Raw genomic sequence first — 20,934 nt, 5'->3', positions numbered from 1 at the left:
ACGGAGCATGTTGAAACTGTGTGTTTATTATCCCGTAAATAAGCGGGTTTACAGTGATTTTATGCTACCAGATTGGTTTTTTGCCTACTATCTGCCTACCAAATTTTTAAATGGTAGGCAGATTATTTGTGGCTTCAGTAAAAATCCTGACTGCATCGTCTTTCATTTTGTCAGTAGCAAAAATATACCGGTTGAAGGTAGTCTTGATATCCTTGTGCCCCAGACGTTCCATTACAGCCTTCGGATTTGCCCCATTTTCGGCCAAAATCGTCCCGTGGGTATGTCGCAAGCAGTGATGATGAAATAATGGATTACAGAGCTCATTATGGACTACACGGACGCAATACTTAAATGATTCTGGGGTAAGCAGTTCACCATTTTCACGGGCGCACACAGGCATGATTTCTTTTCCTACGATTTCGGTACTTGCGGGGGCCTGGAATAGAGAGTCATCTTTGCTGACATAAGTTTTCATGAAGTATTCTCCATAGAGCATCATATGCTTTTTACGATTCACAATCTCCTGTTTCAAAATAGATTCTATGAAAGGATCCATGCCGATAGTCCTGTACGAATCGTATTTTGGTGGACGGAGAAACCAAGTCTTGCCTTCTTTCTGCATTTGATAATTGATTGAAATGGTGTGTTTTTCAAAATTCACATCTCTGAGTAAATCAAATCCATAGCTTTCGCCCAGACGCGTCCCCAAATGATAGGCAACCATCAGCGGGATATAAAATATACTGCCAGGTCCAAAGCGGTTTACTATCTTATCAAAATCCTCCTGGACACAAATATATTCGGTCTTGGCTTTTCTTTCAGGCGGCTGTGTGACTTTCGCTATTTTGACGTGATCACACGGATTTGACTTAATATATTTACAGGGGAGTATCGCATAATTGAGTGCTCCAGACAGGCAGGCAAGGGAGTTTTTCAGCATATTCTTTGAATAACCCTTCTCTTTCATACCGTCTATCCATCTTTGGATTGCATCTGGCTCCAGGGCGGAAAGCCGATACTTACCAAATGCAGGTTTTAAATGGAGCCGTATCTTCGATTCATAATCGCATTGCGTTCGATAAGCGAGATGTTTCAAGACGTAGTTTTCATACCAGTAATCCAAATAATCTGCTACACTGACATCTGATGGCGTAAAACTGCGGCCGGTGTTATCATATTCTGCTTTTGCCTGCGTCCCTGCAGCAATGGCATCAGCTTTTGTCCTAAAACCACTCTTTGAGATGGGATTTCTCTTCCCATCAATCTTTGCTCCCTCAAAGGAATATTCCCAGTATTTGCCTCTTTTTCTGGTTCTTAATTCTCCCATATTCAACATCCTTCCTAAAAAAGGGTATAAAAAAATAACCCTCGTCAATTTGGGAGGATTATGGTATAATCAACTTGTTCAAGGTCGATGTATACCATAACCTCTGGTTAGCGAGTTACATCTATATTAAGCCGTTCCGGGTTGCCGCCCGGGGCGGTTTTTTATTTATTCGGTAGTACCAGGAGAATCAGTATCGGCCATTTTGGTGGAATCTCCAACCTGGATTACTTCGCCGGTATCTTTGTCTATGAAATTAACAACAGTTTTTAAATCGTTTTCAGGTACTGCATTAAGTGCCTGATACATATTTCCCATAATATAATAGGTTAATGCATAAATACCTTCAAGTCCGCCAAATGTAGCAGCATCTACTTTAATATCAAAAACAGTCACATCATCGTTATAACTGATGGAATCGAAGGAAGGGCATTTTTCTTTATCTTCCAGTGTTTCAGAGATTGACTTGTCGATGGATTCTTTAATAGAATCCAACATTTTTTTATGGGCAGCCTTTGTCATCTTCATGGTGACAGAACCATCGGCATTTTTTTTGATTTCTTTTACTCCGTTATCTTTTGCTTCTTCTGTTAATTCAGTAGCATTTGCCTCTTCTTTGATTAAAGAGGCAGGGATAGTTATTTCTACAGAGAATAGGTTTTTCTCTGCGGAAAGCGTACCTTCATTGTCTTGATTTTCTTCCGTTTTTGCATTTTCATTAGAATCTTCTTTTGTAGCAATTCTTTCTGTACTATTCGTTTTCGTGGATGTGGTATCGTCATTACTATAAATAGCGTACAATATACCAAAAGCGATCAAAGAACATCCAGCGATAAAAACGATTAGTAGTATTATGTCACTTCTTCTTAGCCGTCTTTTGGATTTTGGCTGTGGCGATATGGGATGTCCGCAGTTTGGACAATTTCCTGCCTTGTCGGATACTTCTTCCCCGCATTCGGGACATTTGATTAATGCCATAACAACTCCCCCTTTAGTTATATTTTATTTATTAAAGCGCCGAAGCGAATTAATCTATTTAAGACGCAATTCAATAAGCTTTTCGCTGTATCCGGTTAATCTGGAAATCTGTCCAAATGTATATCCTTGGTATTCCCGCACAAAATCATCGGAGAGTAGAAGATGAATAGCAAAATTATTAGCTTCTGTCTCATACTTTGATGTGGTGAAATGCGTTCGTGTGTCCATAAAAATGGCATTAGATTTTTTATGTAAAAACATATGACCAAGTTCATGAGCGCAAACAAAAAGTTTTTCGTGTTCAGGAAGATTTTCATCTATGTAAATTATATTATTGCGTTGAAAGTATTGATAAAAACCTCTGACTCCATCTAAAGGATAGGACACAAGAATCACATTCATTCCCTTTATCATCTCAAAAGGGTTTCTTGTCTGGTATTTCCTGACCAGGCTATCAACTTTTTTGCCAATCTCCATAGACAATCAGTCCTTTTTATATTTCTTAGGCGTATATTTTTCCTTGTTCTTTTTCTTTGCCATCTCCATGCCTATCTGCATGGCTGCGACGATTGATTCAACAGCTTCAGGGGTGGCCGGATCTCCATCAAACATCAGTCCTTCTTGATTCATGAGTTGCTGTCGGGTTTGTTCGAGTATCTTGGAAATGTCACGTTCATCCTTTGGTGTTAATTGAATTTCTCTTCCTAAGAGATAATCAATGGATACATTAAAATAATCGGCAATTCGTTGAAGTTTATCAGTATTAGGTGAAGAAGTTTTCCATCTGCTAATTGTACCATTTCCCAACCCTAATTCTACCTCAAGTTGTGGTAAGCTCATACTTCTTTGATTTGCCAGTACACGTATTTTTTCTACTAGTGTCAAAGTAAGTTACTCCTTTCTGTTTTTATATTACATGAAAAAAATCATGTAAAACTATTGACAACTAGAAAATTATCATGTATTATATGCTTGTAACGAAGAACGCATGAAAACAATCTACTTAGCTAATGATTCTGCAAAATCATTAGAATAGATACATGAAAATTTTCGGATATCTTTATGTCTATATAATAGATTATTTTCATGCAAATGTCAATAGATATGCACAAAATCATGTTGAAAGAAGGTGAAAAAGTGATTTATGAAAAAATCAAACATTTATGTAAAGAGAGAAAAATTTCAATTTACAGAGTAGAGAAAGATTTAGATCTCTCAAATTGTAGTATATGCAAATGGAAAACATCTAAACCAACTGTAGATAAACTACAAAAAGTAGCTAATTACTTCGATGTACCTATTGAATATTTCCTGGAAGAGGATAAGGAGGTGAAATGAAAAGGTTAAGAAAAATCTATCAGGAGTTGGTAGCCATAAGAAAAGAGCTCCAAGCTATTCGGATTAGCAAGGAGCCTGTTTCATTTGATGTTTTAATTAATAAAGAAAAAATCAATCAGGAAAATCACGTTTAACGGATTCGATTATAGTGTTGTAACAAGACATATATTGCTTATATACATCGAATGCTTTGTCTTCAACTGTCATGTCTGGATTTGTAATAACGTTGAGCTTATGCAAATCGTATATGATAGGAATAGAAGCAATAGCTAAATCGTGAGCACGTTTTTCGTTGTCAGTCATAGCCACACTCTCCTTTCTTTCGTACTTGGCGCTGCAACGCCTGTACTTAGATTATAGGAGATAAAACACCAAATAGCAAGAAAGGAGAAACATAAAATGCCAGTAGAACCATATAAACCGTTATACACAGTCAAACAGGCAGCCAAAGTGTTATTGGTGAGCCCATGCACAGTATATGAGCTCATAAACAATGGTAAACTGGACGCTTTATTGATTGGATCAAAGAAGATTCGCGGGAGTGACCTGGAAAAATTTATAGAAGGACAAAAGCCAGAGAAGTCTGGAGGAGGTGAGACAGAATGCACTACACCATAGTAAAAGACGCAGCTATCTGCACCGCCCTTGCCGCATCAACCGGATGGTGGCAGCCACGGGACGCACCGCAGGCAGTTATGTGTTACATAGTTATATTTGTGTTGCTGGTGGTGGCCTTTGAGGTCGCCAGGGATTATTGGGAGAGGAGGAGGAAACATGGATAAATTAAAATCAGATAGCGATATCATGGTATATCTGCGCAACGTGCGCATCGCGCTGCAGAAGATATCGGCGCAGACAGGACTCAATATAGATATCCATGCCACGCCTGACGGGTATGCATATGTAGAGACTGGGGACTACACGGCGATACAGTATGACAATGATACTGGATTTGGCGAGACGTATGAGTATCGGTCAAAAACATATTTCAGCACCTGGAGAGATGTGGAGTTGCAACAAATAGTCCTTGATGGAGAGCCAAAAGAAAAAGTCCCTGACGCCGGCAAGCAAACAGGGACCAAAGAAAAATAATATTTCGTCTTTATTATAAGGCAGAAATGGAGGGAAGGCAAGTGAATCTGAAAATCATTGATTTTGAACTGGGGCTTGCAGATATAGAAGAAATCCCAGAAAAATATATGCCTATCAGCAACGTCATTTTTTTTACTTTCATGAAAGAGATTGGATAGTATTCAACCCGGGACATCCTGATCATGATATATACCTTGATATCGTAAAGGCATATCTTGAACTGGGGAATCTGCGGAGAAAAGAACTGTATGAGAGTCTTGAACATGTGGCAGAAACAGCACTTCCGTGTATACGGATGCTGAATAATATTTTAAGAATAAGAAGAAGGAGAATGAAAGCATATGAAAATTAATGTTGAATTTGAAAGTTTGGAAGAAATGAGAGAATTTGCGGAACAGTTGAATGGACCATCAAGTTTTGATGGACTTGTAAAGGGTCCGTGTGTGACAAGAAAGCTGTCCCCGGAGGGAGCTGCAGGAGAAACAATGTTGGAGAATGAACCTGCGGTAGAATCGGAGCCTGCATCCGCAGAAGAAAAACCCGTAAAAGAGTCCGAGAAGGAGCTAACATTCGAAGTAAAGACTTACACCCTTGTGGACGTTCGCGGAAAGCTTTCGGAGCTGACAAAAGCAGGTAAAAAAGCCAAAGTGCAGGAACTGATTAAAAGCTTTGGGGTGGACAAGCTCTCTCAGATACCAGAAGACAAGTATGCTGAAATAATGGAAAAGGCAGGTGAGATCTAATGCCTGATATACATGCAAAATTAAGTGCAAGCGGGGCAAGCCGCTGGATGGCCTGCCCGCCATCCGCGAATCTGGAGGAGCAGTTTCCTGATAAAAATACAGAATTTGTTGAAGAGGGAACGCTGGCCCATAGCCTGGCAGAACAGATTCTCCGTTATAACAATGGGGAAATAACAAAAAAAGCTTTTAATACCAGGTTAAATAAAATTAAAAAGGACCCTTTGTATAACCAGGAGATGCAGGAATACATAGAAGACTATGCGCAAGGGGTATGGGAAATCTTCAATGAAGCAAAGGCTTCCTGCCCGGATGCCCAGATACTCTTTGAACAGAGGCTTGATTTCTCAGATTATGTACCGGACGGATTTGGTACGGGGGACGTTGTAATTATTGCTGATGACCTTGTGCAGGTGATTGACCTGAAATATGGGAAAGGTGTGGGTGTATCCGCAGTAAGCAACCCTCAACTCCGGCTTTATGGCCTGGGCGCTTATCTGGAACACTCCATGCTATATGACATCAAGCGCATCAAATGTACAATCATTCAGCCCAGGCTGGAAAACGTATCAACAGAAGAAATTACCGTTGAAGAATTACTTGCCTGGGCAGAAAAAGAGGTAAAACCTAAAGCACTAATGGCTATGGCTGGAGAAGGTGATTTCTGTGTGGGCGACCACTGCAGATTTTGCAAGGCCTTCGCCGTCTGCAGGGCACAGAAGGATTACCAGATGGAACTGGCGAAATATGATTTTGTGGATGCGGAGCTGCTTGAGGATTCCGAAATCGGCGAGGTATTGGGAAAAGTGGACGCACTGGTGAAATGGGCAGAAGCGGTTAAGGCGTATGCATTTGACCAGGCGGTGAACCACGGTCAGCATTACGATGGCTGGAAGCTAGTAGAAGGCAGAAGTAACCGGAAATATACGGATGAAGCACAAGTGGCCCAAAAGCTTACAGAAGCTGGATATCAGGAAATCTATAAACCCCAGGAACTGCAGGGAATTACGGCAATGGAAAAACTCATGGGAAAGAAGAAGTTCGCAGAACTGCTCGATGGGCTGGTGGAGAAGCCGGGAGGCAAACCTGTATTAGTTCCCGAGACGGACAAGCGCCCTGAATATAATAAGGCCGAAGCCATTAAAGAGGAGTTCGGGGAAGAGGATGACCTGTATAACTGCGCCCAGGAAATGCGGGAGTATCTGGAAAGCCATGAGCATGTCCTGGGAGGAAAGGCGTTCTGGCTGGCAAGGCTGGCTGGGAAATATGATAAAGAAACTATTGAGACTATATATCAGAGTGTATCTGATGAAGCATATATGATGTAAAGGAGATCAAAATTATGAGCACAAAAGTAATCACAGGAACTGTTAGACTTTCTTATCTGAACGTATTCAAACCGAAAGCAATCAGTGAAGGGCAGGATCCTAAGTTTTCCGTATGCCTGTTAATCCCGAAGGATGACAAAGCTACGTTGAAAAAAATCCGTGATGCCATTGAGAAAGAAAAGAAAGCTGGGGCTGCAGAGAAATGGAAAGGCAAGGTTCCCGCTAATTTGAAGACACCCCTGCGTGATGGGGATGTGGAACGTGCTGACGAACATCCGGAATATGCGGGAATGTACTTCATCAATGCCAATGCAACCAAAAAACCTGTTCTGCTGGATGAATACAAAGAGGAGATTCTGGACCAGACAGAATTGTACAGTGGATGCTGGGGACGTGCAAACGTGAGTTTCTATTCTTTCGATGTAAACGGAAACAGAGGTATCGCAGTAGGCTTAAATGCACTGCAGAAGAAACGTGATGATGAGCCACTGGGAGGGACTGTGACTATTGAATCCGCCGCTGCGGATTTCGATGATGAAGACGACGATGACATGTTAGGATGATGAACTATGCACATAATGAATGTGGATATTGAAACATACAGTGATGTAGATATTAAGACAGCAGGGGCTTACGCATATGCGGAAAGCCCCGCATTTGAAATACTCCTGATCGCCTACAAGATTGATAATGGTCCTGTGAAAGTGCTGGACCTTACACAGAAGAAACTCAAGGGAGTGCAGGGAAGCCTGCTTAATGACAAGCAGAAGAGATTCCACGCTGACTGCAAGGAGTTCTACGACATACTATTAAATCCAGAATATGTCAAAACAGCGTATAACGCCAACTTTGAACGTACGTGTCTGGCGGCATACTTGAAAATGCCAATGCCACCGGAGCAGTGGAGATGTACCGCTGTCCATGCAGCTACACTGGGCCTTCCTGCCACTCTGGGGGCTGTAGGCGAAGCCCTGGGCCTGCCTGAGGATAAGCAGAAGGACAAGATAGGTAAGAGCCTTATACAGTATTTCTGCAAGCCCTGTAAGCCAACAAAAGCCAACGGCGGACGGACCCGAAACCTGCCAGAACACGCACCGGAAAAGTGGGCGCAGTTCGTGGAATACAACTGGCAGGATGTAGTGACTGAAAATGCCATCTGGGAGAAGCTGACCATCTATCCGATACCGGAAGAAGAGCAAAGGCTCTGGGAACTGGATCAACACATGAACGACCGGGGCGTGCGGCTCGATATGCATATGGTAGAGAACATCCTGGGCTATGACGTGGTATATCAAGAACGACTGATGCATGAAGCCCGGGAGATCACAGGGCTTGATAATCCCAATAGCCTGGCACAGCTTAAACAATGGTTTGCCGACCGATATGAGATGGAGATAAAAAGTATAACCAAGGATACCATCCCCGAAATTATGGAGGGATTATCTAAAAAGCCATCCGCAGGGCCCGCACTCCGGATGCTGGAGATCCGGCAGGAGCTGGGGAAGACATCCACAAAGAAATATGCCGCTATGAAAAATGCCGTCTGCAGTGATGGATACTTGCGGGGAATCCTGCAGTTCTATGGTGCCAACCGCACAGGCCGCTGGGCCGGGCGCATCGTGCAGGTCCATAACCTTCCCCAGAACAAGATACCGGATATCGACTATGCAAGACAGCTTGTTTCTGAAGGTGATTTTGAAACACTGGAACTGCTGTTTGAGGGAGTGCCATTTGTGTTCTCACAGCTTATCCGCACGGCATTCGTGCCTTCCTCAAGGTGCAGGTTCTGTGTAGCGGACTTTTCTGCCATAGAGGCCAGGGTGATTGCCTGGCTGGCAGGCGAAGAGTGGCGGCTGGAGGTGTTCCGGACACACGGCAAGATATATGAAGCATCTGCATCCCAGATGTTCCATGTCCCGATCGAGAATATTAAGAAGGGCAGCAAGCTGAGACAGCAGGGAAAGGTCGCAGAACTGGCATTGGGATACGGCGGTGCCTTTGGAGCTATAAAGGCAATGGACAAGGCTGGGAGCATCCCTGATGAGGAGATCCCCATGCTGGTGGCCAACTGGCGTAGGGCCAGCCCAAATATCTGTAAATTCTGGCGGAATGCGGAAGCTGCGGCAAAGACTGCTATAAAAGAGAGGCGTACCGTGAAGTTGAAAAATGGGATTTCTTTTTCTTATATTAATAAGATACTCTTCATAAGATTGTTGTCAGGCCGGAAACTGGCCTACTTTGACGCAAGGATAGAGGAGACGCCGAAGGGGGAGTCTATCACCTATGCCGGGGTTGAGCAACAGACAAAGCGCTGGGGGAGGTTGGAGACCTGGGGTGGAAAGCTTGTAGAGAATATCGTACAGGCAACCGCCAGGGATTGTTTGGCGGCTACTATGATGCAGGTAAGTAGAATGGGATATCGCATAGTAATGCATATACACGATGAAATCATTGTGGATGCCCCTGTAAATGATACCCACGCATTGGATAATATCATCCGCGTCATGGCTCAGGAGATTTCTTGGGCATCAGGCCTGCCCCTGAAAGGAGACGGCTACGAGACTGATTTTTATAAGAAGGATTAAGGAGGAATAGCATGGGAATCGAAAAACTGGAAGACTATAAACTGCATATAAAACATGACGGTTCCCTCTGTATCGCCACGGGCAGGAGCCGGATGGAGAAGAACTGGAAGAACAAAACATTCACCTGGTCACAGCTCCTGGCGAAGCTCAAAAACCCAACAAGGACGCAGGAGACGATAGCAGAATACATGAGTCTGCCAAAAACCGATCAAGATAAGATAAAGGACGTAGGCGGGTTTGTAGGTGGCACACTGAAAGGAGGCCGCAGGAAAGCAGAAAATGTACAGGAAAGACAATTGATCACACTTGATGCAGATTTTGCACCTGTGGATCTTGTGGAGACATTATATCTGTATTTAGATGGTGCCTATGCTGTTTATTCCACACATAAACATACGCCGGAAAAGCCCAGACTCCGAATCCTCATACCACTTGACCGCCCAGTCACGCCTGACGAATACGAAGCCATTGCAAGGAAACTGGCGGAGGAAATAGGTATTGATTATTTTGACGACACCACATATCAGCCGGGTAGGCTGATGTACTGGGCTTCTGTAGCATCAGATGGGCAGTATGTATTTGACTATGATGACTCATCCTGGATCAGCGCTGATGATGTGCTTGCACAGTATCCAGATTGGACAGACACCAGCTATTGGCCGGAGAGCAGCCGGGCTGTAGAGCAGCGGAAGAGGACAGCAAAGAAGCAGGGGGACCCTTGTGAGAAGAAGGGGCTTATCGGGGCATTTTGTCGGACGTACACCATCGACGAGGCTATACGCGAGTTCCTGCAGGATGTTTATATCCCATGTGCGATGTCTGGGCGTTATACATATGCAGAGGGATCCACAGCCGCGGGTCTGGTATTGTATGATGATAAGTTTGCATATAGTAACCATGCCACAGACCCAGCAGGTGGGAAGCTTTGCAATGCCTTTGATTTGGTTCGTATTCACAAATTCGGCATTCAGGATGAAGATGTAGACTCAGACACAGCAGTAACGAAATTACCGAGTTATAAAGCCATGATGGAATTTATCCAGGAAGACAAGGAGACCCGGTTGACACTGGGGCGGGAGCGCAAGCAGGAGATAATGGAGGACTTTGAAGACGGGGATGAGTGGCTTTCCCTGCTTACCTACAACAAACAGGGGTTGGAAAAGAACCTGAATAATGTGTTGACTATCATGCAGCATGATGAATCCTTGAAAGGGCTTGTATTCAACCAGATGGCTGATAATCTTGAATTCCGTGATGAAGCACCCTGGAAACGGCCTGGAAGATTCTGGAGGGATGCAGACGACGCACAGCTTGAAGCATTTCTTGCGGCGAGGTATGTTGAATTTCCGAAAGCGAAGATATTGTCTGCAGTGACGAAGGTTGCTGATGACCGGGCGTACCATCCGGTCAGGGAGTACCTGGCAGGACTTCCGGAATGGGATGGAGTAAAGAGAGTAGACACACTTTTGATAGATTATCTGGGTGCCGATGATAATGACTATACCAGACAGGTGACACGAAAGACTTTATGTGCAGCAATCACAAGGGTTATGCATCCGGGATGCAAGTTTGATACCGTTTTGGTGCTCTGCGGTCCTCAGGGAATTGGAAAGAGTACATTGATCGCAAAGCTGGGACAGGAATGGTTCTCAGATTCCCTTAATCTGGCGGATACCAAGGATAAGACCGCGGCGGAGAAGCTGCAGGGATACTGGATTATCGAAATAGGGGAACTTGCTGGAATGGGAAGTGCGGGTGTGAAGACATTAAGAACTTTCATAACCACGCAAGATGACCGCTACAGAGCCTCCTATGGACGGCGTGTGAGTTCGCATCCACGGCAGTGTATCCTGATCGGAACTACCAATTCGGAAGAAGGATATTTAAATGATGTAGAGGGCGGCCGCAGGTTTTGGCCTGTGAATGTCCCCAGTATTGGAGAAAAAAGGGTATGGGATATCACACAGGAAGAGATTAACCAGATTTGGGCGGAGGCGTTTTGCAGGTATCATGCGGGGGAAGCCCTCATCTTGTCTGGCAGTGCGGCCGAAGAGGCAGTAAAGCGTCAAAAAGAGGCTATGATTAGCGACCCCAGAGAAGAAAAAGTGAGGGAATATTTAAATATTATGCTTCCGATTGACTGGTATGACCGTGACTTGGATAGGCGTCGGGATTTTTTATATGGAACAGAGCGTCCATTACCGGAAACACCTCTGCAAAGAGATTACGTGAGTCCGCAAGAGGTATGGTGTGAGTGCTTTGGCTATAGTTTGACGAAAATGGAAACTAAGGATACTTATACAGTAAAAAAGATACTATCAAAAATGGAAGGATGGGAATATTCGGGAGAACGGAAACGCTTAGGGGCCGATTATGGACAGCAAAGAGTCTACAAAAGAACTGTGACAGTCTGTGACAAGGTGGGTGAGACAGTCTCAAATTTGTGACAGTCTCATGAAAATTTTTGTGAGACAGAAAAAAGACTGTCACAGAGGTTGACTCAAAGACTGTCACAGCATAAAGCAAGGAAACAAGCGGATTTCAGAAGAGTTTGTGACAGTGTGACAGTCTTTTACTATAGAGATATAAATTAATAGAAATAGAAGGAATTATATGTAGATACCCGCGTTATACACGTCATACGCGTGCGAGGTGTCACTCTGTCACAGATAAGGAGTGATTGGAATGTTAGAAAAAGACATTGAGGCGTGGCTGAATAAAAAAATCAAAGAACTGGGTGGCATCTCTTTTAAGTTCGTATCACCCAATAACCCAGGGGTACCTGACAGGATATACATATTTCCCGGAGGAAGGGTATACTTTGCAGAATTGAAAACAGAGATTGGCCGAATGTCAAATATCCAGAAATGGCAGAGACAGCGGTTGCAAGATATGGGGTGTAGGTTCTATCTCATCAAAGGAATGGAACAGGCCAAAGCTTTCATCAAGGAGATGCAGAATGAAGTTCGTACCGCATGAGTACCAGAGATTTGCAATAGAAAAAATCATAGAACTGCCAGAAACAGGGCTGCTTATGGATATGGGACTTGGTAAGACAGTGATAACTCTTACAGCCATAAATTGCTTGATGTATGACATGTTTGAAGTGTCAAAGGTGCTGGTGATAGCACCTAAAAGAGTGGCGGAGGATACCTGGACCACGGAGGCCGGCAAATGGGATCATCTGCAGCAACTGCAGATATCGCGGGTGTTGGGAGGTCAGAAGGAACGTACGGCGGCATTGGCAGCAGAGGCGGATATCTACGTCATCAACAGGGAGAATGTGGTGTGGCTGGTAGAAAAATGCAGGAGGTCCTGGTCGTTTGATATGATCGTTGTGGACGAGCTGTCAAGTTTCAAGTCCAATCAGGCAAAGCGGTTTAAGGCCCTGAAGCAGGTCAGGCCCCTGGCATCCCGGTTTGTAGGCCTGACCGGCACACCGGCGCCTAATGGATTATTGGATCTTTGGCCGCAGATGTACCTCATAGATCGGGGGGAGCGCCTGGGGAAGAATATCACAGGCTACAGGAACCGGTATTTCTATCCCGGGAAGTCAAACGGATATGTGGTTTATTCCTATGAGCCGAAGCCCGGGGCAGAGGAAGCTATCCAGAAAAAGATATCCGATATCTGCATCAGCATGAAAGCTGATGATTACCTGCAGATGCCGGAGTTGATAGTAAATGACATACCGGTGTATTTGAGCATGAGGGAGATGGAGCGCTACCAGGAGCTGGAACAGGAAAAGCTGATGGATGTTGATGGGGAACAGATAACCGCCCTGAATGCTGCATCGGTTTACAACAAACTCCTGCAGATGGCAAATGGCAGTGTATACACAGATGATGGGAATGTGGTAGATATCCATAGCCAGAAGCTGGAGGCCCTGGCGGAGATCCTGGACACGGCCAATGGACAGCCAGTCCTGGTATTTTATAATTTTCGTCATGACTATGAACGGCTTATGTCAGCTTTTAAAAATTATAAGCCAAGAACACTGAAAGGCCAGAAAGATATACAGGATTGGAATACAGGCCGGATACCTCTTCTTCTGGCACAGCCTGCCAGCATGGGGCATGGTCTTAATCTTCAGGCAGGTGGTCATATCATAGTTTGGTACGGGCTTAACTGGAGCTTGGAGCTATACCAGCAGGCAAACGCAAGACTATACCGGCAGGGCCAGAAGCAGGGAGTGATCATCCACCGCCTGGTGGCAAATGGGACCGTGGATGAGGATGTGATCAAGAGACTGGAAAGTAAAGACGCTACACAAGATAGCCTTTTAGATGCTTTGAAAGCACGGATCAGGAGGTATAAAGATGATAGTAAGCTTTGAATATCAGAATAATCGGACGCGCCACAATTTCATGACTGTGGATTTTGAAAAATTTTTCCCAAACACTATTAGAAGGACTAAGAAATTATTTAAATTCATGGTGCCGAATTTGGATAGTCAGAAGATACAGGAGATTGAAGAGTGGTTAGCTGGAAAAGAGGATAAGAGATATAAAAGGTATCTCGAGATATTTAGGGAGGTAAAAAAGTGAAATTTATTAAAATCCCACTGACAAAACAAATGGAGGATGATTATAGGGAATGCGCAGCCATGATGGATAATGGCGAAGAAAAGGACTGTGAAGGCTGCAGTATGAGTGGTGGCAGTGAATTTGAATGCCTTGGGGAATACCCGTGGTGTAGCGATGATATTTAGGACTGGGGGTGAAAGCTGGTGGCAACAACGGAAAATGATAAGAAAAAGGAGTATCTGAGAGGATACAGAAAACATGCACGTAGAATCAAAAGAATTGAGGCAGAACTGGAAGAAATACGCTCTATGAGAACTTGCCCTTCCGTAAATAATGATGGTATGCCTCATGGGAGTGGTGGCACAGGTGATCTTTCGGGGTATGTGGCCCAGTTAGATGAAAAAGAAAGTGAGCTGTTTACAGAGGGCGTAGAGCAGGTTAAGATATACAAAGATATCTCGTATAGAATTAATCTGCTGGCAGATGAAGACGAAAGAGATGTACTATTTTACCGGTATATAAAGGGAATGGAATGGTGGGAAGTGTCAAGGGTTATGGGATATAGTGAAAGGTGGATTTATGAATTACATGGTAAGGCATTAAAAAAATTGGAAATATCATAAAGAGTGCAGTTCACTTCAGTTTTATCTGTGCTATTATGATATCATCGAAAAAAGAAACAGAAACACCTGGTTGGCATTGCTGGCTGGGTGTTTTTGCGTGTGGAAAAGGTAGGCGCTGACATGAAATACTTGTATTACACAGCAATAGTGTTTCTGGCAGTATACATGGCTGTCAATTATTCGTTTGGATGGATACTGTTGATTTTCTTTTTGATTTTAGATTAGCAGCAAGGAGGTGAGCCTGAATGACAAAGAAACAGAAAAGATTTGTAGAAGAATATTTGATAGACCTGAATGCCACTCAGGCAGCCATAAGAGCAGGATATTCAGTGAAAACCGCAAATGAACAGGGAAGCCAGAACTTAGCCAAACTTAGTATTCAACAGGCTATTGGTGAGGCAATGGCGGAACGCAGTAAGCGAACCGGTATAAATCAGGATCGTGTGCTGCAGGAGTTGGCCAGGATTGGATTTGCCCGGATAACGGACATTATGGACCCGGCAACGGCAAAAATCAGGGAGGACGCATCCGACGATGATCTTGCCTGCATCCAGTCGGTCAAGATAAAGCCGAATGAATGGGGCACAGAGAGGGAGGTAAAACTGTGTGATAAGAAAGCAGCTCTGGAACTCCTTGGCAGACATCTTGGTATGTGGAATGATAAGCTGGATCTAAAAGGCGTGGAAGGTGTGGTGATTGTCAATGACATCCCAAAACCAGACGACACAGGTTAAGCTCTCAGAGCTGATAGCTCCGTCCTTTTACGATCTGCACTGGGACATTGCGGGGCATAAGCATACACACTATAAGCTGGCCGGTGGTCGAGGCTCCACGAAGTCATCATTTATCAGTTTGGAGATTCCGCTGGGGATGATGCAGGATCCGCAGGCAAATGCAATTGCCATGCGTAAGGTTGGACGCTTCCTGGAGGAATCGGTGTTCCAGCAGCTTATTTGGGCTATCAATGCCCTGGGAGTGGCTGACAAATGGAAAATCAGGTATTCGCCATTGAGCCTGACATATATACCATATGGCAATAAAATCATATTCAGGGGCGCTGATGATCCACAAAAAATCAAGTCTGTAAAACTGGCAAACGGATATTTTAAGTATATCTGGTTCGAGGAGAGATCAGAATTTGACGGACCAGAAGAAGAACGTACAATACTCCAATCACTTATGAGAGGTGGTTCGGAGTATTTTGTTTTTTACTCCTGGAACCCTCCGAAGTCAATGAACAGTTGGGTGAACCAGGATGTGCTGACGGAAAGAGCCGATACGATTGTCAGTCATACTGATTACCGGTTGGTGCCGAGGGAATGGCTGGGTGAACAGTTCTTTATCGAGGCGGAACACTTAAAAGAGACGAAACCGAAGGCTTATGAGCATGAGTATCTGGGCGTTGCCACTGGTACCGGAGGAGCAGTCTTTGAAAATGTTACCGTCAGGATAATCACGGATGATGAGATTGCAATATTTGACCGCATCAAGCAAGGTCTTGACTTTGGATATGGCGCTGATCCGCTGGCATATGTCAAGATGCATTACAACAGCAAGCAGAAACGCCTCTTCCTGTTTGGAGAGATATATGCGGTCAAGTTGGGTAATACCAAGGCCGCCCGAGAAATCAGGAAGTATAATCCTCTCAACAGAGTGATCACGGCGGATTCCGAGGAGCCAAGGGCAATAGCCGCCCTGAATGAGTTGGGCCTGCGGATTGTCGGTGCAAAGAAAGGTCCTGGTTCTGTGGACTATGGAATGGAATTTCTGTCCGATGAGCTGGAGGAAATCATTATTGACCCGAAGCGTTGCCCGAATGCTGCCAGGGAGTTTACCGGATATGAGCTGGAAATGGACAAGGACGGGAATTTCAAGGGCAGTTATCCAGATAAGAACAACCATACAATTGATGCGGTGCGTTACGGCATGGAGGATTCCATGACCAGGCGCAAGGCGAAGATTCGGAACAAAGCGAAAGCTGGATTCTATTAAGGAGGTGATAAAAATGCATGTATTTACAATGCCGGCGGCAGAATGGGATGAACTAAATATTGATAAGCAGGCAGTAAGGCATCTGATTATGAAGCACAGGTCGCATGTGGCAGACCTTGCAAAGCTTAAAGCTTACTATGAGGGGCAACATAAGATTTTGGCAGATCCAGAGCGGCAGAATAAGCTTGTCTGCAATCATGCAAAGGATATTTCAGACACAGCAACCTCGTATTTTATCGGCAATCCGGTGTCTTACAAAAGTAAAGGTGATATCACGACTTTGACGGATGCTCTGGAGCTGGCCGGGGCTGATGAGGCAGATGGTGACAATGGCCTGGATTTGAGCATCTATGGGCGCGCCTATGAATACATATACACGAAACAGGGGGAGACAGAGCTGACAGTCAAGAACCTGCCGCCTGAGAACACCTTTGTTGTTTACGATGACAGCATTGAGCAGAATGAACTCTTTGCTGTTTATTATTATGCAAAGATTGACTCCAGAGACAAGGAGAACACAGTGTACGTGGCTACTGTCATGACCCAGAATTATAAATACACAGCCAACATTGAGGATATAGAGGGGCCACAGGGAATACTGGATGGACCGGAAGCGCACTTTAAAGGCGAGGTGCCGGTAATCGAATACCTGAATAATAAGCTGGCTATCGGTGATTATGAGCTGCAGATACCACTGATAGATGCCTACAATGCGCTGATGAGTGACCGGATCACGGACAAGGAGCAGTTTATTGATGCTATTTTGGCACTCTACGGTGCCTTGCTGTCGGATGAAGACAGTGAAGAAGATGGGGACAGAAATGGAAACCAGGAGGCAATGAAATATCTGAGAAAAGAGAAAATGGTAGAACTGCCGGCAGATGCAAAAGCGGAGTATCTGACCCGGACGTTTGATGAGGCAGGTGTTGAGATTCTGAAAAAGGCTATTGAGCAGGATATCCACAAATTTTCTCATATCCCCTGTATGACGGATGAGAGTTTCGGTGGCAACGTTTCTGGCGTGGCAATGGAGTTTAAATTGCTGGGCATGGAGAATATTACAAAAATCAAGACCAGATATTACAAGAAGGGACTACGCAAGCGCCTGCGAATATTTGCCAACTTTTTAAATACGAGATCAGGAATACACATTGATGTATCCGGCATTGCGCCGACATTTACACGGGCCATGCCGAAGAACCTCCTGGAAATCAGCCAGTATGTAGCGAACCTCTGGGGCAAGGTAAGCCGTAAGACACTGCTGTCTCAAATTCCATTTGTTGAAGATCCCGATGAAGAGCTGAAAGCTGTTGAGAAGGAGGAACAGGAGAATCTACAGAAGCAGAAAGAACTCTTCGGGAATCAGCCGAATGAACCGCCAGAGCCCTCAGAGGATGGTGACGTAGACGATGAGGAGTAGTGACTACTGGAAACAGAGGCAGGTACAGGATGCGTTCAATGTTTTCCAAAGGGCGGAGGATACAGCCGACCAGATATCAACTTTGTACCTGAAAGCCTCGCGGTATTTATCAATTGAAGCAGATGCCATTTTTGAAAGATATAAGATAAAATACGGGCTGTCAGAGGCAGAAGCCAGGCGTCTCCTGGATACTCTGCAGGATAAGACATCCATAGATGAACTCCTGCAGAAGCTACAGGGCGGAGATAAAAATGAATCAGAAAGAGATTTATTGATGCAGTTGGAGGCTCCGGCATACCGGGCCAGAATAGATTATTTCAAGCAGCTCCAACAGGATTTGGATATGACACTGCAGAATGTATATCTGCAGGAGAAAGACATTAGCGGAAAGCTATATGAAAACCTTGCGCAGGAAGCGTATTACCGGCAGATATTTCATACACAACAAAGGGCAGATGCAGCATTTTCGTTTCGCCCAGTCACTGTGAAAGTAATAGATAAAGTGATCAACAGTCGTTGGTCAGGTAAAAACTATTCGGAGCGCATCTGGGGTAACACACAAGCCCTTGCACAGGATCTGAAAGAGGAGTTACTTATCAATCTGGTAACAGGCCGCACAAACCGGGAAGCCGCTGCCGTTATAGTCAACAAGTTCGGCCAGGGCGCAAGCAACGCCAGAAGGCTGATTAGAACTGAAAGTAACTATGTATCGACAGAATTAAACTTTAAAGCTTATGAGGAATGCGAGATTGAAGAATATCAGTATCTTGCGACGCTTGACCTTAAAACCTCAAAGATATGCCGGGAGTTAGACGGGAAAATATATCCCGTCAAGGAAAGGCAGATAGGAAAGAATTGTCCTCCCATGCACCCCTGGTGTCGGTCTACTACGATATCTGTAGTGGATAGGTCACTGATAGACAAGATGCAGCGCTCTGCTATAGACCCTGCCACAGGTAAGCGTATCAAGGTGCCAAGGAGTATGACATATCAACAGTGGTATGATAAGTATGTAAAAGGCAGGCCGGAGGTGGAACTGGAAGAGAAGAAAATCCATAATCGCTCTGCGGACAGGACACAGCACAGTCGGTACAGAAAAATACTTGGAGAGGATGTCCCTGAAAAGCTGGATGATTTTCAGGAACTGAAATATAAAGAGCCGGATAAATACGGTGTCCTCAAAGCGAAGGTAAAAGGAATGTCATATTACAACAAAGCTCTGGACAGAGAACCGGAGATTACAGCACAGGTAAAGGACATTGCTAAAAAGACTGGGATGGATATGGAAGGACTTGAATATCGTATCAAAGGCAAGGGGTCATATCTGCGCAAGATAGGGAGCAAATACAGCCCAGATGGAAATACCTACGAGGTGAAGGATATCCTGAGATATACATACACAGCCATACCGGAGAAATTGGTGGAATGTATGCAGAAAGCCATTGAAGCCTATAGAAATATGGGGTACAATACAATTGAGGTAAAGAATTATTGGATGAATAAAAGGAATCCATATAATGGTGTCAACACCACAGTAAAGGCACCGAATGGACAGAAATTTGAGATCCAGTATCACACCCCGGAAAGCTACAAGGTAAAAGACACCATGCATGGGCTGTATGAAAAATGGAGAGTGCTGGACCCGACTACCACGGAAGCAATAGAGCTTCGGAAGCAGATGCACCAAATGTCGGCCAGTATGGAAGTGCCACAGAACATCAGTGAGGTGAAATGATGGAAACGGTATATTATCATATTTTAGATTTAGATATTGTGGGTAAGGAAGAGGGGTTTGTGCCTTATCTCTATGACAAGGAAAAAGGATGGCAGCCTGATAAGGACAATGTTTTGATGGACAGGGTAACAGGGTATGATTCGTCTGAGAGCAAAGGTTCTTCTTACGGGTTTGGGAATACAGATGTAATGTCTCTTGTGCAAGAGATAACGGAGGACCAGGCACGAAAGTTAATAAATGAATTATGATACCACCAGTCAGAAATGGCAGGTGGTATTTTTATACTCTTTTTTTAGATTTGCGCCAGCGCAACAGAGGGGGTGAGAAAAATGAGATACAGGAAGAAACCAGTTGAGATTGAGGCGTTTCGGCTGACGGATGATGCTGAGATGATTGCTCCTGCGTGGTTTACGGCTGCCGTAGCAGAGGAAAAAGTATGGATTGACCGAAGCCTGGTAGACGGCCATATGCATGTCTATGGATGTACAATTGACACTCTGGAAGGCCGGATGCACGCGAGACTTGGAGATTATATCATCCAGGGTTTACGAGGCGAATTATATCCGTGCAAACCAGACATTTTTGCAAAGACCTACGAGAAGGTAGGCTGAAAGGGTGGAGTATGAAAAAGAAACGAAAAGCATTTATAGCTGTTATCATAGCGGCATGTATGGCATTGGTTGGATGTTCAGAAGCAAGCATAGTCTCCTCTAATGTTTCACAGGATGCCGATAATTTTAACGTCCTTAGACGGTTTGCGGTGATTAATTCCAGGACGGATAAGGTGGAATTTGAAGTGATCGGTGCATTTTCGTTGGATGCGGCGGATAAGGAAAAAATAAGCATCATTTGTGAAATGGAAGATGGTACATATAAGAAACACATCATTGGTCTGAATGAGAATACGATGTATGTTATTGAAGATCTGGGAGGCGCCAAAGTAAATAAATACAAATATGAAGTGAACTATATACCGGAATCTATAGTACCGTTTACTGTAACTGAGAAGGAGTGAAGGAGGTGAAAAGGCATGGCTTGCAAAGGAAAAGGCGGCAAGAAAGGCAAAGGAAAGTAGAAAGGCGGTGGTCCTGAATCTCCCTCTGGGCGGCGGGGTGAAGCTGCTTGTAAAAGAAATAGTTAGAGACGCGCAGGTTATCCTGGGCGTTATTTTTGTGCCCGGAATGGCCGAAAACTATAATCTGATAGCAATGGCCTGGGCCTGCGGGAATGGGCTGGGGCGGAAAGGATGAGAG

The 20,934-nt window shown here is 44.4% G+C and carries 27 protein-coding genes; 22 read left to right on the top strand and 5 right to left on the bottom strand.

Annotation, left to right across the window (positions count from 1 at the left end; genetic code table 11):
- Positions 1–106: 106 nt before the first annotated feature.
- The 4 genes from V8Q34_RS26885 to V8Q34_RS26870 form a co-directional block, all read right to left on the bottom strand.
- Positions 107–1,327, bottom strand: a complete 1,221-nt coding sequence (locus tag V8Q34_RS26885) for a tyrosine-type recombinase/integrase (RefSeq protein ID WP_335836652.1) — start codon at positions 1,325–1,327, stop codon at positions 107–109.
- A gap of 165 nt (positions 1,328–1,492) precedes the next feature.
- A complete protein-coding gene (locus tag V8Q34_RS26880; RefSeq protein WP_335836651.1) occupies positions 1,493–2,302 on the bottom strand; it encodes a zinc ribbon domain-containing protein in 810 nt (269 codons plus the stop codon).
- Between the two features lie 54 nt (positions 2,303–2,356).
- On the bottom strand, positions 2,357–2,779 hold the full coding sequence (locus tag V8Q34_RS26875) for an ImmA/IrrE family metallo-endopeptidase (protein WP_335836650.1): 423 nt from the start codon (positions 2,777–2,779) through the stop codon (positions 2,357–2,359).
- A gap of 6 nt (positions 2,780–2,785) precedes the next feature.
- Positions 2,786–3,187 (bottom strand): helix-turn-helix domain-containing protein, encoded by a 402-nt coding sequence (locus tag V8Q34_RS26870; RefSeq protein WP_335836649.1) that lies wholly within the window; start codon positions 3,185–3,187, stop codon positions 2,786–2,788.
- Positions 3,188–3,439: 252 nt separating this feature from the next.
- Between V8Q34_RS26870 and V8Q34_RS26865 the strand changes: the two genes are divergently transcribed.
- Positions 3,440–3,640, top strand: a complete 201-nt coding sequence (locus V8Q34_RS26865) for a helix-turn-helix domain-containing protein (RefSeq protein ID WP_335836648.1) — start codon at positions 3,440–3,442, stop codon at positions 3,638–3,640.
- A gap of 111 nt (positions 3,641–3,751) precedes the next feature.
- Here V8Q34_RS26865 and V8Q34_RS26860 read toward each other — a convergent pair whose 3' ends face one another.
- Positions 3,752–3,943, bottom strand: a complete 192-nt coding sequence (locus V8Q34_RS26860; protein ID WP_335836647.1) for a hypothetical protein — start codon at positions 3,941–3,943, stop codon at positions 3,752–3,754.
- 96 nt (positions 3,944–4,039) lie between these two features.
- Here V8Q34_RS26860 and V8Q34_RS26855 point away from each other — a divergent pair, with 96 nt between their 5' ends.
- The 21 genes from V8Q34_RS26855 to V8Q34_RS26755 all read left to right on the top strand — a co-directional run bounded on the left by V8Q34_RS26855 (position 4,040) and on the right by V8Q34_RS26755 (position 20,931).
- On the top strand, positions 4,040–4,258 hold the full coding sequence (locus V8Q34_RS26855) for a helix-turn-helix domain-containing protein (RefSeq protein ID WP_335836646.1): 219 nt from the start codon (positions 4,040–4,042) through the stop codon (positions 4,256–4,258).
- Positions 4,243–4,422: a hypothetical protein gene (locus V8Q34_RS26850; RefSeq protein WP_335836645.1), complete on the top strand. Its 180-nt coding sequence runs from the start codon at positions 4,243–4,245 to the stop codon at positions 4,420–4,422. Before V8Q34_RS26855 ends, V8Q34_RS26850 begins: the two co-directional genes overlap by 16 nt.
- Positions 4,415–4,732, top strand: coding sequence for a hypothetical protein (locus V8Q34_RS26845; protein ID WP_335836644.1), 318 nt, complete (start codon positions 4,415–4,417; stop codon positions 4,730–4,732). The genes V8Q34_RS26850 and V8Q34_RS26845 overlap by 8 nt, the downstream gene beginning before the upstream one ends.
- A 341-nt stretch (positions 4,733–5,073) precedes the next feature.
- Positions 5,074–5,475, top strand: coding sequence for a hypothetical protein (locus V8Q34_RS26840; RefSeq protein WP_335836643.1), 402 nt, complete (start codon positions 5,074–5,076; stop codon positions 5,473–5,475).
- Positions 5,475–6,800, top strand: a complete 1,326-nt coding sequence (locus tag V8Q34_RS26835) for a DUF2800 domain-containing protein (protein WP_335836642.1) — start codon at positions 5,475–5,477, stop codon at positions 6,798–6,800. Before V8Q34_RS26840 ends, V8Q34_RS26835 begins: the two co-directional genes overlap by 1 nt.
- A 14-nt stretch (positions 6,801–6,814) precedes the next feature.
- Positions 6,815–7,363: a DUF2815 family protein gene (locus V8Q34_RS26830; RefSeq protein WP_335836641.1), complete on the top strand. Its 549-nt coding sequence runs from the start codon at positions 6,815–6,817 to the stop codon at positions 7,361–7,363.
- A gap of 6 nt (positions 7,364–7,369) precedes the next feature.
- On the top strand, positions 7,370–9,385 hold the full coding sequence (locus tag V8Q34_RS26825) for a DNA polymerase (RefSeq protein WP_335836640.1): 2,016 nt from the start codon (positions 7,370–7,372) through the stop codon (positions 9,383–9,385).
- Between the two features lie 11 nt (positions 9,386–9,396).
- The gene (locus tag V8Q34_RS26820; RefSeq protein ID WP_335836638.1) at positions 9,397–11,832 is read left to right on the top strand and encodes a virulence-associated E family protein; all 2,436 of its coding nucleotides are present in this window, start codon (positions 9,397–9,399) and stop codon (positions 11,830–11,832) included.
- Positions 11,833–12,070: 238 nt separating this feature from the next.
- Entirely contained in the window at positions 12,071–12,364 is a 294-nt protein-coding gene (locus V8Q34_RS26815) for a VRR-NUC domain-containing protein (protein ID WP_335836637.1), read from the top strand.
- A complete protein-coding gene (locus tag V8Q34_RS26810) occupies positions 12,345–13,721 on the top strand; it encodes a DEAD/DEAH box helicase (protein WP_335836636.1) in 1,377 nt (458 codons plus the stop codon). Before V8Q34_RS26815 ends, V8Q34_RS26810 begins: the two co-directional genes overlap by 20 nt.
- On the top strand, positions 13,705–13,932 hold the full coding sequence (locus tag V8Q34_RS26805) for a hypothetical protein (RefSeq protein WP_335836635.1): 228 nt from the start codon (positions 13,705–13,707) through the stop codon (positions 13,930–13,932). Before V8Q34_RS26810 ends, V8Q34_RS26805 begins: the two co-directional genes overlap by 17 nt.
- Entirely contained in the window at positions 13,929–14,096 is a 168-nt protein-coding gene (locus tag V8Q34_RS26800) for a hypothetical protein (protein ID WP_335836634.1), read from the top strand. The genes V8Q34_RS26805 and V8Q34_RS26800 overlap by 4 nt, the downstream gene beginning before the upstream one ends.
- An 18-nt stretch (positions 14,097–14,114) precedes the next feature.
- Complete coding sequence (locus V8Q34_RS26795) at positions 14,115–14,534, top strand: DUF1492 domain-containing protein (RefSeq protein WP_335836633.1); 420 nt, start codon at positions 14,115–14,117, stop codon at positions 14,532–14,534.
- 245 nt (positions 14,535–14,779) lie between these two features.
- Complete coding sequence (locus V8Q34_RS26790) at positions 14,780–15,268, top strand: terminase small subunit (protein ID WP_335836632.1); 489 nt, start codon at positions 14,780–14,782, stop codon at positions 15,266–15,268.
- Positions 15,237–16,526 (top strand): PBSX family phage terminase large subunit, encoded by a 1,290-nt coding sequence (locus V8Q34_RS26785; protein ID WP_335836631.1) that lies wholly within the window; start codon positions 15,237–15,239, stop codon positions 16,524–16,526. Before V8Q34_RS26790 ends, V8Q34_RS26785 begins: the two co-directional genes overlap by 32 nt.
- Positions 16,527–16,539: 13 nt before the next feature.
- Positions 16,540–17,946 (top strand): phage portal protein, encoded by a 1,407-nt coding sequence (locus V8Q34_RS26780; RefSeq protein ID WP_335836630.1) that lies wholly within the window; start codon positions 16,540–16,542, stop codon positions 17,944–17,946.
- Positions 17,936–19,681: a minor capsid protein gene (locus tag V8Q34_RS26775; protein ID WP_335836629.1), complete on the top strand. Its 1,746-nt coding sequence runs from the start codon at positions 17,936–17,938 to the stop codon at positions 19,679–19,681. Before V8Q34_RS26780 ends, V8Q34_RS26775 begins: the two co-directional genes overlap by 11 nt.
- A complete protein-coding gene (locus V8Q34_RS26770) occupies positions 19,678–19,929 on the top strand; it encodes a hypothetical protein (RefSeq protein WP_335836628.1) in 252 nt (83 codons plus the stop codon). The genes V8Q34_RS26775 and V8Q34_RS26770 overlap by 4 nt, the downstream gene beginning before the upstream one ends.
- An 81-nt stretch (positions 19,930–20,010) precedes the next feature.
- On the top strand, positions 20,011–20,292 hold the full coding sequence (locus V8Q34_RS26765) for a hypothetical protein (protein WP_335836627.1): 282 nt from the start codon (positions 20,011–20,013) through the stop codon (positions 20,290–20,292).
- 11 nt (positions 20,293–20,303) lie between these two features.
- Positions 20,304–20,696, top strand: coding sequence for a beta-sandwich lipoprotein (locus V8Q34_RS26760; protein ID WP_335836626.1), 393 nt, complete (start codon positions 20,304–20,306; stop codon positions 20,694–20,696).
- A 67-nt stretch (positions 20,697–20,763) separates the two neighbouring features.
- A complete protein-coding gene (locus V8Q34_RS26755) occupies positions 20,764–20,931 on the top strand; it encodes a hypothetical protein (RefSeq protein WP_335836625.1) in 168 nt (55 codons plus the stop codon).
- Positions 20,932–20,934 lie beyond the last annotated feature (3 nt).

The sequence above is a fragment of the Blautia sp. JLR.GB0024 genome (assembly GCF_037000545.1).
GTDB lineage: Bacteria > Bacillota > Clostridia > Lachnospirales > Lachnospiraceae > Blautia > Blautia celeris.
This window is presented reverse-complemented; position numbering and strand designations above follow the sequence as displayed.

Coding starts and splice junctions, on each gene's coding strand:
- V8Q34_RS26885 (WP_335836652.1), bottom strand. CDS start 1,327: ATGGGAGAATTAAGAACCAGAAAAAGAGGCAAATACTGGGAATATTCC.
- V8Q34_RS26880 (WP_335836651.1), bottom strand. CDS start 2,302: ATGGCATTAATCAAATGTCCCGAATGCGGGGAAGAAGTATCCGACAAG.
- V8Q34_RS26875 (WP_335836650.1), bottom strand. CDS start 2,779: ATGGAGATTGGCAAAAAAGTTGATAGCCTGGTCAGGAAATACCAGACA.
- V8Q34_RS26860 (WP_335836647.1), bottom strand. CDS start 3,943: ATGACTGACAACGAAAAACGTGCTCACGATTTAGCTATTGCTTCTATT.
- V8Q34_RS26855 (WP_335836646.1), top strand. CDS start 4,040: ATGCCAGTAGAACCATATAAACCGTTATACACAGTCAAACAGGCAGCC.
- V8Q34_RS26850 (WP_335836645.1), top strand. CDS start 4,243: ATGCACTACACCATAGTAAAAGACGCAGCTATCTGCACCGCCCTTGCC.
- V8Q34_RS26845 (WP_335836644.1), top strand. CDS start 4,415: ATGGATAAATTAAAATCAGATAGCGATATCATGGTATATCTGCGCAAC.
- V8Q34_RS26840 (WP_335836643.1), top strand. CDS start 5,074: ATGAAAATTAATGTTGAATTTGAAAGTTTGGAAGAAATGAGAGAATTT.
- V8Q34_RS26835 (WP_335836642.1), top strand. CDS start 5,475: ATGCCTGATATACATGCAAAATTAAGTGCAAGCGGGGCAAGCCGCTGG.
- V8Q34_RS26830 (WP_335836641.1), top strand. CDS start 6,815: ATGAGCACAAAAGTAATCACAGGAACTGTTAGACTTTCTTATCTGAAC.
- V8Q34_RS26825 (WP_335836640.1), top strand. CDS start 7,370: ATGCACATAATGAATGTGGATATTGAAACATACAGTGATGTAGATATT.
- V8Q34_RS26820 (WP_335836638.1), top strand. CDS start 9,397: ATGGGAATCGAAAAACTGGAAGACTATAAACTGCATATAAAACATGAC.
- V8Q34_RS26815 (WP_335836637.1), top strand. CDS start 12,071: ATGTTAGAAAAAGACATTGAGGCGTGGCTGAATAAAAAAATCAAAGAA.
- V8Q34_RS26810 (WP_335836636.1), top strand. CDS start 12,345: ATGAAGTTCGTACCGCATGAGTACCAGAGATTTGCAATAGAAAAAATC.
- V8Q34_RS26805 (WP_335836635.1), top strand. CDS start 13,705: ATGATAGTAAGCTTTGAATATCAGAATAATCGGACGCGCCACAATTTC.
- V8Q34_RS26790 (WP_335836632.1), top strand. CDS start 14,780: ATGACAAAGAAACAGAAAAGATTTGTAGAAGAATATTTGATAGACCTG.
- V8Q34_RS26785 (WP_335836631.1), top strand. CDS start 15,237: ATGACATCCCAAAACCAGACGACACAGGTTAAGCTCTCAGAGCTGATA.
- V8Q34_RS26780 (WP_335836630.1), top strand. CDS start 16,540: ATGCATGTATTTACAATGCCGGCGGCAGAATGGGATGAACTAAATATT.
- V8Q34_RS26775 (WP_335836629.1), top strand. CDS start 17,936: ATGAGGAGTAGTGACTACTGGAAACAGAGGCAGGTACAGGATGCGTTC.
- V8Q34_RS26770 (WP_335836628.1), top strand. CDS start 19,678: ATGATGGAAACGGTATATTATCATATTTTAGATTTAGATATTGTGGGT.
- V8Q34_RS26765 (WP_335836627.1), top strand. CDS start 20,011: ATGAGATACAGGAAGAAACCAGTTGAGATTGAGGCGTTTCGGCTGACG.
- V8Q34_RS26760 (WP_335836626.1), top strand. CDS start 20,304: ATGAAAAAGAAACGAAAAGCATTTATAGCTGTTATCATAGCGGCATGT.